The 16,844-nt window shown below is 38.3% G+C and carries 9 protein-coding genes, 16 tRNA genes, 2 rRNA genes and 1 pseudogene (1 of these 28 cut by a window edge); all 28 read left to right on the forward strand.

Annotated features, from left to right (window positions below; all coding sequences use genetic code 11):
• A 23S ribosomal RNA gene (locus tag PSR14_RS03365) occupies positions 1 to 2,366 on the forward strand; it begins 557 nt to the left of the window's first position.
• A 100-nt stretch (positions 2,367 to 2,466) separates the two neighbouring features.
• Positions 2,467 to 2,582, forward strand: a 5S ribosomal RNA gene (rrf, locus tag PSR14_RS03370).
• A gap of 8 nt (positions 2,583 to 2,590) precedes the next feature.
• Positions 2,591 to 2,665, forward strand: a tRNA-Asn gene (locus PSR14_RS03375).
• A 2-nt stretch (positions 2,666 to 2,667) separates the two neighbouring features.
• Positions 2,668 to 2,759, forward strand: a tRNA-Ser gene (locus tag PSR14_RS03380).
• Between the two features lie 17 nt (positions 2,760 to 2,776).
• A tRNA-Glu gene (locus PSR14_RS03385) sits at positions 2,777 to 2,851 on the forward strand.
• 5 nt (positions 2,852 to 2,856) lie between these two features.
• Positions 2,857 to 2,932: transfer RNA gene (locus PSR14_RS03390), tRNA-Val, on the forward strand.
• A gap of 24 nt (positions 2,933 to 2,956) precedes the next feature.
• Positions 2,957 to 3,033: transfer RNA gene (locus PSR14_RS03395), tRNA-Met, on the forward strand.
• Positions 3,034 to 3,036: 3 nt separating this feature from the next.
• Positions 3,037 to 3,112 (forward strand) — tRNA-Asp (locus PSR14_RS03400).
• Between the two features lie 9 nt (positions 3,113 to 3,121).
• Positions 3,122 to 3,197: transfer RNA gene (locus tag PSR14_RS03405), tRNA-Phe, on the forward strand.
• A gap of 18 nt (positions 3,198 to 3,215) precedes the next feature.
• Positions 3,216 to 3,291 (forward strand) — tRNA-Thr (locus PSR14_RS03410).
• A gap of 10 nt (positions 3,292 to 3,301) precedes the next feature.
• Positions 3,302 to 3,385, forward strand: a tRNA-Tyr gene (locus tag PSR14_RS03415).
• Between the two features lie 7 nt (positions 3,386 to 3,392).
• A tRNA-Trp gene (locus PSR14_RS03420) sits at positions 3,393 to 3,466 on the forward strand.
• A 19-nt stretch (positions 3,467 to 3,485) separates the two neighbouring features.
• Positions 3,486 to 3,561: transfer RNA gene (locus PSR14_RS03425), tRNA-His, on the forward strand.
• Positions 3,562 to 3,624: 63 nt separating this feature from the next.
• Positions 3,625 to 3,699: transfer RNA gene (locus tag PSR14_RS03430), tRNA-Gln, on the forward strand.
• 5 nt (positions 3,700 to 3,704) lie between these two features.
• Positions 3,705 to 3,779, forward strand: a tRNA-Gly gene (locus tag PSR14_RS03435).
• A 14-nt stretch (positions 3,780 to 3,793) separates the two neighbouring features.
• Positions 3,794 to 3,864 (forward strand) — tRNA-Cys (locus tag PSR14_RS03440).
• Positions 3,865 to 3,874: 10 nt separating this feature from the next.
• Positions 3,875 to 3,956, forward strand: a tRNA-Leu gene (locus PSR14_RS03445).
• 332 nt (positions 3,957 to 4,288) lie between these two features.
• Positions 4,289 to 5,008 (forward strand): YebC/PmpR family DNA-binding transcriptional regulator, encoded by a 720-nt coding sequence (locus PSR14_RS03450; RefSeq protein ID WP_000532946.1) that lies wholly within the window; start codon positions 4,289 to 4,291, stop codon positions 5,006 to 5,008.
• A 121-nt stretch (positions 5,009 to 5,129) separates the two neighbouring features.
• Entirely contained in the window at positions 5,130 to 5,591 is a 462-nt protein-coding gene (locus PSR14_RS03455; protein ID WP_000436092.1) for an NUDIX hydrolase, read from the forward strand.
• Positions 5,592 to 6,078: 487 nt separating this feature from the next.
• Positions 6,079 to 6,855, forward strand: coding sequence for a transglycosylase domain-containing protein (locus PSR14_RS03460; protein WP_000664704.1), 777 nt, complete (start codon positions 6,079 to 6,081; stop codon positions 6,853 to 6,855).
• Between the two features lie 187 nt (positions 6,856 to 7,042).
• Positions 7,043 to 7,696, forward strand: a complete 654-nt coding sequence (locus PSR14_RS03465; protein WP_000842720.1) for a thioredoxin — start codon at positions 7,043 to 7,045, stop codon at positions 7,694 to 7,696.
• A gap of 114 nt (positions 7,697 to 7,810) precedes the next feature.
• Positions 7,811 to 7,884, forward strand: a tRNA-Gly gene (locus PSR14_RS03470).
• Positions 7,885 to 8,082: 198 nt separating this feature from the next.
• Entirely contained in the window at positions 8,083 to 9,225 is a 1,143-nt protein-coding gene (queG, locus tag PSR14_RS03475) for a tRNA epoxyqueuosine(34) reductase QueG (RefSeq protein WP_073541021.1), read from the forward strand.
• Between the two features lie 44 nt (positions 9,226 to 9,269).
• Positions 9,270 to 10,157 (forward strand): annotated as a pseudogene (locus tag PSR14_RS03480) (amidase domain-containing protein).
• Positions 10,158 to 10,215: 58 nt separating this feature from the next.
• Complete coding sequence (gene trmL / locus PSR14_RS03485; RefSeq protein WP_098487497.1) at positions 10,216 to 10,704, forward strand: tRNA (uridine(34)/cytosine(34)/5-carboxymethylaminomethyluridine(34)-2'-O)-methyltransferase TrmL; 489 nt, start codon at positions 10,216 to 10,218, stop codon at positions 10,702 to 10,704.
• A 127-nt stretch (positions 10,705 to 10,831) separates the two neighbouring features.
• On the forward strand, positions 10,832 to 12,901 hold the full coding sequence (locus PSR14_RS03490; RefSeq protein WP_000664307.1) for a GGDEF domain-containing phosphodiesterase: 2,070 nt from the start codon (positions 10,832 to 10,834) through the stop codon (positions 12,899 to 12,901).
• A 393-nt stretch (positions 12,902 to 13,294) separates the two neighbouring features.
• Complete coding sequence (locus PSR14_RS03495) at positions 13,295 to 15,190, forward strand: PrkA family serine protein kinase (protein ID WP_000353279.1); 1,896 nt, start codon at positions 13,295 to 13,297, stop codon at positions 15,188 to 15,190.
• A 447-nt stretch (positions 15,191 to 15,637) separates the two neighbouring features.
• Complete coding sequence (gene yhbH, locus PSR14_RS03500) at positions 15,638 to 16,813, forward strand: sporulation protein YhbH (RefSeq protein ID WP_000503513.1); 1,176 nt, start codon at positions 15,638 to 15,640, stop codon at positions 16,811 to 16,813.
• The last annotated feature ends 31 nt before the right edge of the window (positions 16,814 to 16,844 follow it).

The following is a 16,844-nucleotide window of genomic DNA, read 5'->3' on the forward strand; positions in this document are numbered from 1 at the left end:
GAAACCGTGTGCCTACAAATAGTCAGAGCCCGTTAACGGGTGATGGCGTGCCTTTTGTAGAATGAACCGGCGAGTTACGATCCCGTGCGAGGTTAAGCTGAAGAGGCGGAGCCGCAGCGAAAGCGAGTCTGAATAGGGCGTTTAGTACGTGGTCGTAGACCCGAAACCAGGTGATCTACCCATGTCCAGGGTGAAGTTCAGGTAACACTGAATGGAGGCCCGAACCCACGCACGTTGAAAAGTGCGGGGATGAGGTGTGGGTAGCGGAGAAATTCCAATCGAACCTGGAGATAGCTGGTTCTCCCCGAAATAGCTTTAGGGCTAGCCTTAAGTGTAAGAGTCTTGGAGGTAGAGCACTGATTGGACTAGGGGTCCTCATCGGATTACCGAATTCAGTCAAACTCCGAATGCCAATGACTTATCCTTAGGAGTCAGACTGCGAGTGATAAGATCCGTAGTCAAAAGGGAAACAGCCCAGACCGCCAGCTAAGGTCCCAAAGTGTGTATTAAGTGGAAAAGGATGTGGAGTTGCTTAGACAACTAGGATGTTGGCTTAGAAGCAGCCACCATTTAAAGAGTGCGTAATAGCTCACTAGTCGAGTGACTCTGCGCCGAAAATGTACCGGGGCTAAATACACCACCGAAGCTGCGGATTGATACCGAATGGTATCAGTGGTAGGGGAGCGTTCTAAGGACAGTGAAGTCAGACCGGAAGGACTGGTGGAGTGCTTAGAAGTGAGAATGCCGGTATGAGTAGCGAAAGACGGGTGAGAATCCCGTCCACCGAATGCCTAAGGTTTCCTGAGGAAGGCTCGTCCGCTCAGGGTTAGTCAGGACCTAAGCCGAGGCCGACAGGCGTAGGCGATGGACAACAGGTTGATATTCCTGTACCACCTCTTTATCGTTTGAGCAATGGAGGGACGCAGAAGGATAGAAGAAGCGTGCGATTGGTTGTGCACGTCCAAGCAGTTAGGCTGATAAGTAGGCAAATCCGCTTATCGTAAAGGCTGAGCTGTGATGGGGAAGCTCCTTATGGAGCGAAGTCTTTGATTCCCCGCTGCCAAGAAAAGCTTCTAGCGAGATAAAAGGTGCCTGTACCGCAAACCGACACAGGTAGGCGAGGAGAGAATCCTAAGGTGTGCGAGAGAACTCTGGTTAAGGAACTCGGCAAAATGACCCCGTAACTTCGGGAGAAGGGGTGCTTTCTTAACGGAAAGCCGCAGTGAATAGGCCCAAGCGACTGTTTAGCAAAAACACAGCTCTCTGCGAAGCCGTAAGGCGAAGTATAGGGGGTGACACCTGCCCGGTGCTGGAAGGTTAAGGAGAGGGGTTAGCGTAAGCGAAGCTCTGAACTGAAGCCCCAGTAAACGGCGGCCGTAACTATAACGGTCCTAAGGTAGCGAAATTCCTTGTCGGGTAAGTTCCGACCCGCACGAAAGGTGTAACGATTTGGGCACTGTCTCAACCAGAGACTCGGTGAAATTATAGTACCTGTGAAGATGCAGGTTACCCGCGACAGGACGGAAAGACCCCGTGGAGCTTTACTGTAGCCTGATATTGAATTTTGGTACAGTTTGTACAGGATAGGCGGGAGCCTTTGAAACCGGAGCGCTAGCTTCGGTGGAGGCGCTGGTGGGATACCGCCCTGACTGTATTGAAATTCTAACCTACGGGTCTTATCGACCCGGGAGACAGTGTCAGGTGGGCAGTTTGACTGGGGCGGTCGCCTCCTAAAGTGTAACGGAGGCGCCCAAAGGTTCCCTCAGAATGGTTGGAAATCATTCGTAGAGTGCAAAGGCATAAGGGAGCTTGACTGCGAGACCTACAAGTCGAGCAGGGACGAAAGTCGGGCTTAGTGATCCGGTGGTTCCGCATGGAAGGGCCATCGCTCAACGGATAAAAGCTACCCCGGGGATAACAGGCTTATCTCCCCCAAGAGTCCACATCGACGGGGAGGTTTGGCACCTCGATGTCGGCTCATCGCATCCTGGGGCTGTAGTCGGTCCCAAGGGTTGGGCTGTTCGCCCATTAAAGCGGTACGCGAGCTGGGTTCAGAACGTCGTGAGACAGTTCGGTCCCTATCCGTCGTGGGCGTAGGAAATTTGAGAGGAGCTGTCCTTAGTACGAGAGGACCGGGATGGACGCACCGCTGGTGTACCAGTTGTTCTGCCAAGGGCATAGCTGGGTAGCTATGTGCGGAAGGGATAAGTGCTGAAAGCATCTAAGCATGAAGCCCCCCTCAAGATGAGATTTCCCATAGCGTAAGCTAGTAAGATCCCTGAAAGATGATCAGGTTGATAGGTTCGAGGTGGAAGCATGGTGACATGTGGAGCTGACGAATACTAATAGATCGAGGACTTAACCATATAATATGTAGCAATGTTATCTAGTTTTGAGAGAACATAAAAAACTTGTTGACTTTTAAAGAAAATAAGTTATAATAATGATTGTCTCAAAAGAATAATGTCTGGTAATGATGGCAGAGAGGTCACACCCGTTCCCATACCGAACACGGAAGTTAAGCTCTCTAGCGCCGATGGTAGTTGGGACCTTGTCCCTGTGAGAGTAGGACGTTGCCAGGCAATATTATTCCGCAGTAGCTCAGCGGTAGAGCTATCGGCTGTTAACCGATCGGTCGTAGGTTCGATTCCTACCTGCGGAGCCATTGGAGAGCTGTCCGAGTTGGCCGAAGGAGCACGATTGGAAATCGTGTATACGTCACAAGCGTATCAAGGGTTCGAATCCCTTGCTCTCCGCCATAGGATTTATAATATTTGGCCCGTTGGTCAAGTGGTTAAGACACCGCCCTTTCACGGCGGTAACACGGGTTCGAATCCCGTACGGGTCACCACTTTTGGAGGATTAGCTCAGCTGGGAGAGCACCTGCCTTACAAGCAGGGGGTCGGCGGTTCGATCCCGTCATCCTCCACCATATAAACTATATGAATAATATTATCGCGGGGTGGAGCAGCACGGTAGCTCGTCGGGCTCATAACCCGAAGGTCGCAGGTTCAAATCCTGTCCCCGCAACCAAATGGTCCCGTGGTGTAGTGGTTAACATGCCTGCCTGTCACGCAGGAGATCGCCGGTTCGACCCCGGTCGGGACCGCCATTTTAATAAGGCTCGGTAGCTCAGTCGGTAGAGCAGAGGACTGAAAATCCTCGTGTCGGCGGTTCGATTCCGTCCCGAGCCACCATTTACTTTAATAAAATACGCCGGCTTAGCTCAATTGGTAGAGCAACTGACTTGTAATCAGTAGGTTGGGGGTTCAAGTCCTCTAGCCGGCACCATGTAAGTTTCGGAGGGGTAGCGAAGTGGCTAAACGCGGCGGACTGTAAATCCGCTCCTTCGGGTTCGGCAGTTCGAATCTGCCCCCCTCCACCATTTACATAGGGGCATAGTTTAAAGGTAGAACTGAGGTCTCCAAAACCTCCAGTGTGGGTTCGATTCCTACTGCCCCTGCCAAATATATTTACACAACATGGCGGTTGTGGCGAAGTGGTTAACGCACCGGATTGTGGCTCCGGCATTCGTGGGTTCGATTCCCATCAGTCGCCCCATTTTTATTTTAAAAATTATAAATAATCTAATGGATGCTTACATATAATTAAGTAAGAATTCGATGGGCTATAGCCAAGCGGTAAGGCAACGGACTTTGACTCCGTCATGCGCTGGTTCGAATCCAGCTAGCCCAGCCATTTTTGCGGAAGTAGTTCAGTGGTAGAATACAACCTTGCCAAGGTTGGGGTCGCGGGTTCGAATCCCGTCTTCCGCTCCAGTAAAATTTTATATGGCGGCATAGCCAAGTGGTAAGGCAGAGGTCTGCAAAACCTTTATCACCGGTTCAAATCCGGTTGCCGCCTTTTCTTTTGTGCCGATGTGGCGGAATTGGCAGACGCGCACGACTCAAAATCGTGTTCCTTCGGGAGTGTCGGTTCGACCCCGACCATCGGTATCACGAACGGCGTAATAAAAAGACTCTACACCAAATGTGTAGAGTCTTTTTATATTTTCATCACACTACAAAATAAGCATAAATAGTGTGTTGGTGAAATGGTAGGATTTTTTTGCTAAATTATGTTATGTGCTTCTAAAATTCGTAATAAACGTAGGAATTCATGTATAATATAACTTGTCGAAAGAACAAAATGATAGTGATTTATATTATGTCTGTAATATGAATCAAAAATGAACTTTTTATATTTCTTTTAAAAATGTGTTGAACACACATGATATTTCATATTAATATTTTTATGTAGATTTAAAACGGGAAAGAGAGTGGAAAGTATGGGTCGTAAATGGAATAATATTAAAGATAAAAAAGCATCAAAAGATGCAAATACTAGCCGTATATACGCGAAATTTGGACGTGAAATTTATGTAGCGGCAAAACAAGGCGAGCCAGATCCGGAATCAAACCAAGCGCTTAGAGTTGTATTAGAACGTGCGAAAACATACAATGTTCCAAGAACAATTATCGATCGTGCAGTTGAAAAAGCAAAAGGTGGTTCAGAAGAAAATTATGACGAGCTTCGTTATGAAGGATTCGGACCAAATGGAGCTATGGTAATTGTAGATACACTTACAAACAACGTAAACCGTACTGCAGCAGATGTACGAGCTGCATTTAGCAAAAACGGTGGTAACATGGGTGTAAACGGTTCTGTAGCTTACATGTTTGATGCAACAGCTGTTATCGGCCTTGAAGGGAAAACATCAGATGAAGTTCTTGAGATTTTAATGGAAGCAGATGTGGATGCACGTGACATACTTGAAGAAGAAGATGCTGTTATCGTGTATGCTGAACCAGATCAATTCCATGCAGTACAATCTGCTCTTAAAGATGCGGGTGTTGAAGAATTTACAGTTGCCGAATTAACAATGCTTGCACAAAACGATGTAACACTTCCTGAAGATGCACAAGCACAATTTGAAAAAATGGTTGATGCATTAGAAGATTTAGAAGATGTACAACAAGTTTATCACAACGTAGACTTAGGAGAATAATACGATAAAAGCCCCTGTTCGTTTAACGAATAGGGGCTTTTTTAATAAAGGTATTTTATTGTAAACAGGGAATATGCTTATAGGGATATATGAAATATTCATTATTGCTAGGAGGCTTAACATGGAACAAAAAACACCAAAACATATCGTTGCTGTAGCAGGCTATTTAACAAATGAAAAAGATGAAGTGTTATTAGCAAAGGTACACTGGCGAGCTGATACGTGGGAGTTACCAGGAGGACAGGTAGAAGAAGGGGAAGCACTCGATCAAGCTGTTTGTAGGGAAATGCTTGAGGAGACGGGTTTAACTGTGAAGCCGCTTGGAGTTACAGGAGTTTATTATAATGCTTCCATGAACATTTTAGCTGTCGTTTTTAAAGTAGCATATGTAAGCGGTGAAATAAAAATTCAACATGAAGAAATACAAGAGGCTAAATTTGTAGCTTTAAACGAAGAGAACATAAATGAGTATATAACGCGTCCTCATATGAAATCCAGAACGCTTGATGCGATGAGAGCAACCCATTTCATTCCGTATGAAACGTGGGAAGTGCAGCCGTATAACTTAATAGGAAGATTGTAAAGAAAAGAGTAGCCGATTTGAGATACAGTCAAATCAATACTCTTTTTTGTATACTGTTTAAGAAAAAGGTCAAAATAATAATAGCGTTAGTATTGATTTAAAGAACGTTTGTTCTGTATAATATATGATATATTATGTACATTTAGATTACTAGATACTCAAAAGTATATATATTGGTAGATGATATAATGAAAATAGGGCGCTTTAATAGAGAAAGTATAATAGCCTTAAGATCTAATCTGCTATTGATTTAGCATAATCTATATTCAATATTTCAGATGAATAGTAGATAAAAAAGGGCTGTGATACAATACTTTTTTATCCCGCTATTTGCCGGGCAGCCAGATTGGTGGGGGTCTGATGAAAGTTTCAATTTATACCTTACAATGATGTAAGGTACGTGTAAGAGAAATCGATGGGATATTTTTTTACAACAAGGTATTCTTAAAGTAAGAGTTATACGCTATGTGGAAAAGAGGTGTTTAAGATGAAAGAACGAGTATTATCTAGGGTGAACTATCATCAAAAAGTTGCATTAAATCCAATGACTAAGTTTTTTTATAAAGCCATTATTTTATTATTATTGTTAAGTTTTACGTTATTATTCATTGGAAATGTAATGATTGAGAAAAGTGATATTAGTAAATTACATGTACCGGCTAAGTTAGAGGTACCAGAATCATTGACACATGCATTTATTGCGACAGAAGATAAAAGGTTTTATCATCATAACGGTTTAGATTATATAGCGATTGTCAGAGCGTCTGTTGAAAATATAAAAGCTGGTGGTGTTGTGCAAGGCGGAAGCACAATTACACAACAGTTATCTAAAAATGCTTTTTTAACGAATGAACGTACATTTTCTCGTAAGTGGAAAGAGATTTTCTATACGAAAAAAATTGAACGTACATTTACGAAGGATGAAATTTTAAAATTGTATGTAAGCAATATTTATTACGGAGAAGGAGCATGGGGAATTGAAAAAGCAGCAAACCTATACTTCGGTAAAAAGGTGAGCCAATTAACATTGGCTGAAAGTGCAATGATGGCTGCTGTAGTAAAGGCACCTGCTTATTACTCACCGGCACAAAATTATGATAAGGCCGTAGAGAGACGAAATGTCGTTTTGAGATTGATGGAGAAAGAAGGCTATATCAATCATGATGAGTATGTGCAAGCAGTTAGTGAGAAGTTAGTCATTCGTCATGATATAAAAACAGAGCAGTCGATGTTGAATAGTGCTCGTGAAAAAGCAGTAAGCTAATGGAAGTTCCTACATAGGAGCTTCTTTTTTTGAATAAATTGTGACAAATCGTGACACAATATCGTCACAATTATTGTGTTTTTGTAATTTATGTGAGCGTGTTCATTGCGTGACGTATATAAGTGTTGATATTATGTGTATTGTGTACAATGCTGTATACAGAATATGAAATTAAAGAGGAATGTATATGAAATCATCGAACAAACTCATGGCTCTTGGTATAGTTTTTTCCATTGCAGTATTGATTGTGATCGGAACGATTGCGTATAGCATCATAAATGACAAAAAAGATAAAGGGAATGAGATGTTTGCTTATTCCACACAACAATCTTTAGGGAAAGATGATGCTCCGGTTAAGGTAGTTGAATTTGGAGACTTCAAATGTCCCGCTTGTCGTACTTGGGATGTAACAGTATTGCCACGATTAAAAGAAGAGTATATTGATAAAGGTAAAGTGCAGTTATACTTTATTAATTTTCCGTTTATTGGGAAAGACTCTGATTTAGGTGCAGCAGCTGGTGAAGCAATTTATAAACAAGATAAAGATTCATTCTGGACTTTCTATGATGAGATTTATCAAAGTCAAAAGAAAGATACGGAAGAATGGATTACAGAAGAATTACTTCTTAACATTGTGAAAGAGAAGCTTCCGAAAGTTGATGTAGATCAATTTAAGAAAGATTTACACAGTAAAGAAATAAAAGAAAAAGTACGTAAAGATTCAGATCGTGCTCAAAAATTAAAAGTTCAAGGTGCTCCTTCAGTATATATAAACGGAAATCTTGCAAACCCTGATTTCGATAGTATGAAGAAGGCGATTGATAAAGAATTGAAAAAGTGATGAGCTACTCATCACTTTTTCGACTTTTTTCGATAAAATTCTTGCTTCCGCTTTTTTTACATGCTATACTACTTTACATAAGTTATTCTAATATCTTATATGTATTTCATATTTGCGGGTGTAGTTTAGTGGTAAAACAAGAGCCTTCCAAGCTCTGGTCGAGAGTTCGATTCTCTTCACCCGCTCCAAATTTTATTAAATGTTTTTCTATAAATTGTGATCAACGCAGTGTTTCGTTTCCGAGATAAACGAGGCATTGCGTTTTTTAATGTTTGGAAAACGTAATTGTATGCGAAAATAGAAGTAAAGAATAGTATTCCGAAAGTGAATTGCTAACTAATAGATCGTTACATGAAGGATGGATTCATCTGAGGAGATGATTAGGAATGGATTTTGAACAATTAAAGCAAGATGTTATTGCGTATAGTAAAACGATTGGTATAGATAAAATAGGCTTTGCTAGTGCTTCACCATTTGAAGAATTAAAGCAGCGGTTAATCCAGCAGCAACAATTAAATTATCAATCTGGATTTGAAGAGCCTGATATAGAAAAGAGAACGAATCCACAGCTTCTATTACCTGGTGCAAAATCAATTATTGCGATTGCATTAGCGTATCCTTCAAAATTAAAAAATGCACCATTAAGTAAGCGTGGAGAACGCCGTGGGATTTTTTGTCGTGCTTCTTGGGGACAAGATTATCATCTAGTTTTACGAGATCGTTTGCAGAAATTAGAAGCATATTTAATCGAAAAACTTCCCGATATAGAAGTTAAGTCAATGGTTGATACGGGTGAATTAAGTGATCGAGCTGTTTCAGAGCGTGCTGGTATTGGATGGAGCGGTAAGAACTGCTCTATTATTACACCTGAATTTGGTTCGTATGTATATTTAGGAGAAATGATTACAAACGTTCCATTCCCACCAGATCAGCCGATAGAAGATCAATGCGGGAGCTGTACAAAGTGTATTGATATTTGTCCTACAGGTGCTTTAATACAAGGAGGACAGTTAGATTCGAAGAAGTGTATAGCATTTTTAACACAGACGAAAGGATTCCTACCAGAAGAGTATCGCGACAAAATAGGTAATCGTATTTATGGATGTGATACGTGTCAGACAGTTTGTCCGAAAAATAAAGGAATGGATTTTCATAATCACCCTGAGATGGAACCAGATCCTGAGTTAGTTAAACCGTTATTAACACCGCTTTTAACAATTAGCAATCGTGATTTTAAAGAGAAATATGGAATTATGTCTGGTTCATGGAGAGGTAAAAAACCGTTGCAACGAAATGCAATTGTGGCACTTGCACATTTTAAAGAAGCATCAGCAATTCCAGATTTAATAGGTGTTATGAAAGATGATCCAAGACCAGTGCTTCGCGGGACGGCAGCGTGGGCGCTTGGAAAAATTGGTGGAGACGGCGTGGGCGAAGCTATTGAAAAAGCGATGCAACGTGAGAAAGACGAAGAGGTTCTTCATGAAATGAATCGCGGACTTGAACTGTTAGCGCAGAAAAAAGAGTAGATAATATCTCCCTTTTTCATATTGTAATATGGGAGGGAGACGAAATGGTTGTAAAAATAAATATTGAAAAGCAAGTCCAACACTTTTTAGCATATATAACAGAGAAACGAACAAATGTAGATGGTATTGCTGAAGATTTATTACAAATAGCAAAGAGAAAGAAACAATTATTTCAAAAGCGTAATGCAGAGATAGTAAAAGCAACTGCGGATGTTTCTTTTATGAGGCAATTAAATAATAGCAATCATCAAGAAATTGATTATCAAATACATTTTAAATATTTAATTAAGCATAAAGAATTATTTTATATTGAAGAGGAACAATTAAAACGAAGAGTTTGTTTAAATAATAGCCGGATAATAAGTGATTATGCTATTGAAGTGCCAGAAGCAGTTGGAATGAGTGAGACATTAGAAAGGGAAGTTACAAAAGAGAAGTACGGTTCCTATCAGTACAACCGTTTAGAGGCAGTTAAATATGCAGAGCGTTGGTGGGATGATCGAAACCCTGCATATCGTAATTTCCCTGATAATTGTACGAATTTTATTTCTCAATGTCTTCATACTGGAGAAGTACCAATGAATGGATATCCTAATATTCGTAAAGGATGGTGGCAAAGGGAGAATCAGTGGAGTTGGAGCTGGGCTGTTGCACACTCTTTTTATTGGTATTTGTCAGGTGCTACATCAGGACTTCGAGCTGAAGCTGTAGAAAGGCCAGAGGACCTTATTCTTGGTGATGTCATCGCTTATGATTTCGAGGATGATGGTAGGTGGAACCATACGACGATTGTAGTAGCAAAAGACGCAGATGGTATGCCACTTGTAAATGCACATTCAGCGAATAGCCGTCGGCGTTATTAGAACTATGAAGATTCTAGTAAATATACACCACAAATGAAATATAAATTCTTTCATATTATTAATGGGTAGAGATTTTTCGCTCAAGTGGTATAATACGTAGTAGACAAAAAACAGAGGTGAATATCGCGTGGGAGTACATGTTGTTTTATATCAACCAGAAATTCCAGCAAATACAGGGAATATTGCTCGTACTTGTGCAGCAACTGGAACAGAATTACATTTGATTAGACCGCTTGGATTTTCAACGGATGATAAAATGTTAAAGCGTGCAGGATTAGATTATTGGCAGCACGTGAAAATGACGTATTATGATTCAATTGAAGAGTTTTATGAGAAAAATAAAGACGGTGAATTCTTCTATTTAACAAAGTATGGCGAGAAAGCTCATACAGCGTTTGATTATAGCAAACGTGAGAAGGATTACTATTTTGTATTTGGAAGAGAAACGAACGGCTTACCAGCTAATGTAATCGAAGAAAATTTCGATCATTGTTTACGTATTCCAATGACTGATAAAGTGCGTTCATTAAATTTATCTAATACAGCAGCTATTTTAATTTATGAAGCATTCCGTCAACAAAATTATCCAGGATTAGATTTAGAAATTGTTTATTAAAAGTCGCCATATGGCGACTTTTTTTCTAAAAATAAAAATAATATGTAATCATACATTTAAAAAAGGATACATATTCATATAAAATGGGATATATGAATAAAAATAGATCAGACGGGTTGAGATAAATATGAAGGAACAATATAGTAATCAAAATACCTTTTTAAGTATGATAGATATGGATTTAATAAGAAGAGGATTATTACATGCTATTCAAGATTTAGTATTTATTGTTAAAGTTATTGATGATGAAACATTTACATATATTTATGTAAATAAGTTAGGTATGGATTATGCGAAGCTAAGTGAAGAATGTTATGGAAAAACTTTTGCAGAAGTATTACCGGAAGATACGGCGGAAATATTGCAAGTGCAATATGCAAAAGTAGCGAGCGAAGCGAAAGCACATACCTTTTGTGATGTAGTTAGTTTACCAACTGGTAATTTACATTATGAATCTTCACTTAATCCTGTATTTGATGAAGAAGGAGTATGTCAGTTTATTATTTGTATTACAAGGGATATCACAGCTCAAATAGAGGAGAAGATGGAGATAGAGGAAAAACAAATGCTGTTTAAGTCATTACTAGAATATAATAATGACTCCATCATATCTATAGATTCTATAGGAAGAATTACATATGCAAATCCAGCAACGTATGAAATATTTGGATACCGATTTGAAGAATTAAATAATAAGTTTATTTTTGAATTTATTAATAAAGAATATGAAAAAGATTTTCAAATTATATTTAAAGAAGCCATGCAAGGAAGGGCAAAGCAAATTGTTTCAAAGAAATATGTTCATAAAGAAGGGTACGAGCTCTATATTTCCTTGAGAACTATCCCGATTATTGTAAATGGTGAAATTGTTGGAGTATATATTGTTACAAGGGATGTTACAAAGCAAATATTAAATGAAATGAGAACGGAATATTTAGCTTATTATGATCAGCTAACAGGATTAATGAATAGAATTTCATGTACAAATAAGTTAAATGATTTTTTAAATGAGAAGGTAGCTTTTGCGTTTATCTTTATAGATTTAGATGAATTTCACCTTATTAATGATACGTTTGGTCATAAAGAAGGAGATAAAGTGTTACAAAAAGTTACAGAATGTTTAAGCAGTTTTCAAATACCCGGTATACACTTATTTAGAGAACACGATGATCAATTTGTTATGTTAATAGAAAATATAACGAAAGAACGTGTAGAGGGAGTTTCCAAAAACATACTGAAAAGGATTAGTGAACATTTTGTAATCGAAGAAGAGGACGTGTATTTAAGTGCTTCAATCGGAATTGTAATGGCTCCAACAGATGGAGAAGATGAAAAGATATTATTCCAAAGAGTTGATGCTGCTTTGGAAAAAGCAAAAGAAAAAGGAAAAGGGCATTATCATTTTTATTGCAGTGGGTTAGATTGTGAGCGTGAACAAAGATTTATAATAGAAAACCAATTACATCGTGCTATAGAAAAAAATGAATTCTTCTTATATTATCAGCCGCAAATTAATATTGAAACGAAAAAAATAGCTAGTATGGAGGCTTTAATAAGGTGGGAGAATAAAGAATTAGGATTTGTCTCTCCCAATCAATTTATTCCGCTAGCAGAAAGAACAGGATTTATTATTAAGCTTGATGAATGGGTAGTAAATGAAGTGTGTCGACAAATACGCGAATGGTTAAATAAAGGATATGAAGTTGTCCCAATTGCAGTTAATATTTCAGCCAGGCATTTTCGCTCTATTACATTAATAGAGATGATTACACGAGCTTTACATAAGTACAATGTACCAGCTCATTTATTAGCGATAGAGGTTACAGAAGGAGCCCTTATACATAAAGATATATCGAAAAGAGTATTGCTACAATTAAAAGAACAAAATTTAAAGATTCATTTAGATGATTTTGGTACAGGGTATTCATCTTTAAGTTATTTAAAAACGTATCCAATTGATACTTTGAAAATTGATCGTTCTTTTATGGAAGGTATACATGTAGATGAACGTGATACGAATATTACGGCTGCAATTATTCATCTAGCTCATACGTTGGAATTGAATGTAATTGCAGAAGGGGTAGAAAAAGCGGAACAAATACAATTTTTGAAGGAAAAGAATGTGAAGTTTGTACAAGGTTATTATTATAGCCGCCCTTTATCAAAATATGATGTGGAAAATGTGTATTATAAATAATCGATAAAAAAAGTGATGTGCTAAGAAGCACATCACTTTTTATGTGTACCGGGTTTATCATTGTAACCAGATGTAAAAATAGCTGTAAGAAATGTGAGTGATACACCTAAAATTAATAATAATTTCATACTAATATCCCTCCTATTTTTTCAGTTTACGAATCTGAAATATGAATCGAAATGTATGTAATGTTCTTGGAAGAAAAGAATTTATTTAAAATGAATAGAGGTGTAAAAACTTTAATACCTATATTATACAGAATTTTCTTTGAATTTTGGAGAGAATTTTATAACACTACTGTATATTTCATTTTGATTTAAAGAATGTTTAAGGACATCCTAGCATACCTTTTATAATAATCCGATTGAACAAGGAGATGGGGGAGGAGCTATAATGGATATTCTAAAAAAAATTGAACAGCATCGAGAAGCAGAAGAACGCTTACAATGGGAAGGTACGTTTGCGGAGTATTTGGAGCTTGTGAAGGAAAGACCATGGGTGGCTCAAACAGCACACTCTCGCATTTACAATATGATAAAAGATGCTGGAATTGAAGAAGTTGATGGTAGAAGAAAGTATAACTTCTTTAGTAATCAGCTATTTGGGTTAGAGGATGCTTTAGAACGTCTTGTAGAGGAATATTTTCATCCGTCTGCAAAACGATTAGATGTTAGAAAACGTATTTTATTATTAATGGGTCCTGTTAGTGGAGGTAAATCAACATTAGTTACGATGTTGAAACGAGGATTAGAAACATATTCAAGAACAGATCGAGGAGCAATTTTTGCAATTAAAGGGTGCCCAATGCATGAAGATCCACTTCATTTAATTCCGCATCATTTACGAGATGATTTCTTTGATGAGTATGGAGTAAGAATTGAAGGGAATTTATCACCACTCAACGTTATGCGCCTAGAGCAAGAATATGGTGGGAGAATTGAAGATGTAGTTGTGGAGCGTATTTTCTTCTCTGAAGATCGCCGAACTGGTATTGGTACATTTAGCCCTTCTGATCCTAAATCACAAGATATTGCAGATTTAACAGGTAGCTTGGACTTTTCTACAATTGCAGAATATGGTTCAGAATCAGATCCACGAGCGTATCGCTTCGATGGAGAATTGAATAAGGCAAACCGTGGGATGATGGAATTCCAAGAGATGTTAAAATGCGACGAGAAGTTTTTATGGCATTTATTATCGCTTACACAAGAAGGGAATTTCAAAGCGGGAAGATTTGCACTTATTTCAGCAGATGAATTAATTGTAGCGCATACGAATGAAACAGAGTATCGCTCTTTCATAGCAAATAAGAAAAATGAAGCATTACACTCAAGAATTATTGTAATGCCAGTTCCATATAATTTACGAGTGAGTGAAGAAGAACATATTTATGAAAAAATGATTCGTGAAAGTGACGTGTCCGATGTGCACATTGCACCGCATACACTTCGGGTTGCAGCAATGTTTACGATTTTAACTCGTTTAAAAGATCCGAAGCGTCCAGATATTGATTTAATTAAAAAGATGCGTTTGTATGATGGAGAAACGGTAGAAGGTTATAATGCGATTGATGTAGAGGAGTTGCAACGCGAATATCAAGATGAAGGTATGAAAGGTATTGATCCTCGTTACGTTATTAACCGCATTTCTTCTACAATTATTCGAAAAGAGGTACCATCTATTAATGCTCTAGATGTGCTTAGATCTTTAAAAGATGGATTGGATCAGCATCCATCGATTAGTAATGAAGACCGAGAGCGCTATATGAACTTCATTTCATTAGCAAGAAAAGAATATGATGAAATTGCTAAAAAAGAAGTACAAAAAGCGTTTGTTTATTCGTATGAAGAATCCGCTAAGACACTTATGGATAATTACTTAGACAACGTTGAGGCGTACTGCAATAAGTCGAAATTACGTGATCCGTTAACAGGTGAAGAAATGAGCCCAGATGAAAAGTTAATGCGCTCGATTGAGGAGCAAATTGGAATTTCAGAAAATGCTAAAAAAGCATTCCGGGAAGAAATATTAATTCGCATCTCTGCTTATGCACGTAAAGGAAAACGCTTCGACTATAATTCGCACGAACGTCTTCGTGAAGCGATTCAGAAGAAGCTATTTGCTGATTTAAAAGATATAGTGAAAATTACAACATCAACGAAAACACCAGACGAAAATCAGCTGAAGAAAATTAATGATGTTGTTGCACGTTTAATTGATGAGCACGGCTATAATTCTTCTTCAGCAAATGAATTATTACGCTATGTAGGTAGCCTGCTAAATCGATAGTTTGATAACAAAACGCTGTCTCTTGTATTTTGCGGGACAGCGTTTTATTATCCAGTCATATGTGTAAAGTGTCATACCTTGTCCAAATGTAATAAATTAAGATGCAATTTTATGAATTTATTGTCAATTATTTTTACAATATGCATATGATAGAGTAACCAACCATTCATACGAAAAAAGCCAACACAATACAATATGTTGCAAAGTGTAAATGTGTGCAACTATGCATTGTGTTTCTTTCTTATCAAAGGCTGAATGATTCTTTTCTAGTATGTGAGTGGCAAAATTTTGTTTAGGATGCTCGGAGTATTATATGAAAAACGTTATATATGTTTATGGGATGATTTTCGATGGGCAGTTACCTTTCATTCTAGCTGGTACAGTATAAAACAAAATTTCTAGCTTGCTGTTCATATAGGAAGACAATTACAGTAAGGAGGGAAAGAAATGGGTGAAGAAAACCAACCAAATTATACGATTTCACAGGAAAACTGGTCCCTCCATCGCAAAGGATATGACGACCAACAACGCCATCAAGAGAAAGTACAAGAGGCAATTAAGAATAATTTACCCGATCTTGTAACAGAAGAAAGCATTGTTATGTCTAATGGTAAGGATGTTGTAAAAATACCGATTCGTTCTTTAGATGAATATAAGATTAGGTACAATTATGATAAAAACAAACACGTTGGGCAAGGAAATGGTGACAGCAAAGTTGGTGATGTCGTTGCGAGAGATGGATCAGGTGGTCAAAAGCAAAAAGGACCAGGAAAAGGGCAAGGAGCAGGGGATGCGGCTGGGGAAGATTATTATGAAGCTGAAGTCTCTATTTTGGAATTAGAGCAAGCATTTTTCAAAGAATTAGAATTACCTAATTTAAAGAGAAAAGAAATGGATGAAAACCGGATTGAACATGTTGAATTTAATGATATTAGAAAAACAGGATTATGGGGCAACATCGATAAGAAAAGAACGATGATATCCGCATATAAACGAAATGCGATGCGTGGTAAAGCATCTTTCCATCCGATTCACCAAGAAGACTTAAAATTCCGCACTTGGAATGAAGTATTAAAGCCAGATTCAAAAGCTGTTGTATTAGCGATGATGGATACGAGTGGATCGATGGGAATATGGGAGAAATATATGGCGCGTAGCTTCTTTTTCTGGATGACGAGATTTCTACGCACAAAGTATGAAACAGTAGATATTGAATTTATTGCCCATCATACGGAGGCAAAAGTAGTTCCAGAGGAAGAGTTTTTCTCAAAAGGAGAAAGTGGCGGAACAATTTGTTCTTCTGTATACAAAAAAGCACTTGAGCTAATCGATAATAAATATTCACCAGACCGCTATAATATTTATCCATTCCATTTTTCAGACGGTGATAATTTAACATCAGATAATGCTAGATGTGTAAAACTTGTTGAAGAATTAATGAAGAAGTGTAATATGTTTGGGTATGGGGAAGTGAATCAGTACAATCGCCACAGTACACTTATGTCAGCCTATAAAAATATTAAAGATGAAAACTTCAGATATTATATTTTAAAGCAAAAAGCAGACGTATTTCATGCGATGAAGAGCTTTTTTAGAGAAGAATCAGGAGAGAAAATGGCATAACCCCTTTTTGAGGGGTTATTTTTTTAGTTGA

Source organism: Bacillus sp. A01H (assembly GCF_045277205.1).
Lineage (GTDB): Bacteria > Bacillota > Bacilli > Bacillales > Bacillaceae_G > Bacillus_A > Bacillus_A paranthracis.

Bases quoted from the DNA above. Each gene is read 5' to 3' on its own strand.
- PSR14_RS03450 (WP_000532946.1), top strand. From the start codon at position 4,289: ATGGGTCGTAAATGGAATAATATTAAAGATAAAAAAGCATCAAAAGAT.
- PSR14_RS03455 (WP_000436092.1), top strand. From the start codon at position 5,130: ATGGAACAAAAAACACCAAAACATATCGTTGCTGTAGCAGGCTATTTA.
- PSR14_RS03460 (WP_000664704.1), top strand. From the start codon at position 6,079: ATGAAAGAACGAGTATTATCTAGGGTGAACTATCATCAAAAAGTTGCA.
- PSR14_RS03465 (WP_000842720.1), top strand. From the start codon at position 7,043: ATGAAATCATCGAACAAACTCATGGCTCTTGGTATAGTTTTTTCCATT.
- queG (WP_073541021.1), top strand. From the start codon at position 8,083: ATGGATTTTGAACAATTAAAGCAAGATGTTATTGCGTATAGTAAAACG.
- PSR14_RS03490 (WP_000664307.1), top strand. From the start codon at position 10,832: ATGAAGGAACAATATAGTAATCAAAATACCTTTTTAAGTATGATAGAT.
- PSR14_RS03495 (WP_000353279.1), top strand. From the start codon at position 13,295: ATGGATATTCTAAAAAAAATTGAACAGCATCGAGAAGCAGAAGAACGC.
- yhbH (WP_000503513.1), top strand. From the start codon at position 15,638: ATGGGTGAAGAAAACCAACCAAATTATACGATTTCACAGGAAAACTGG.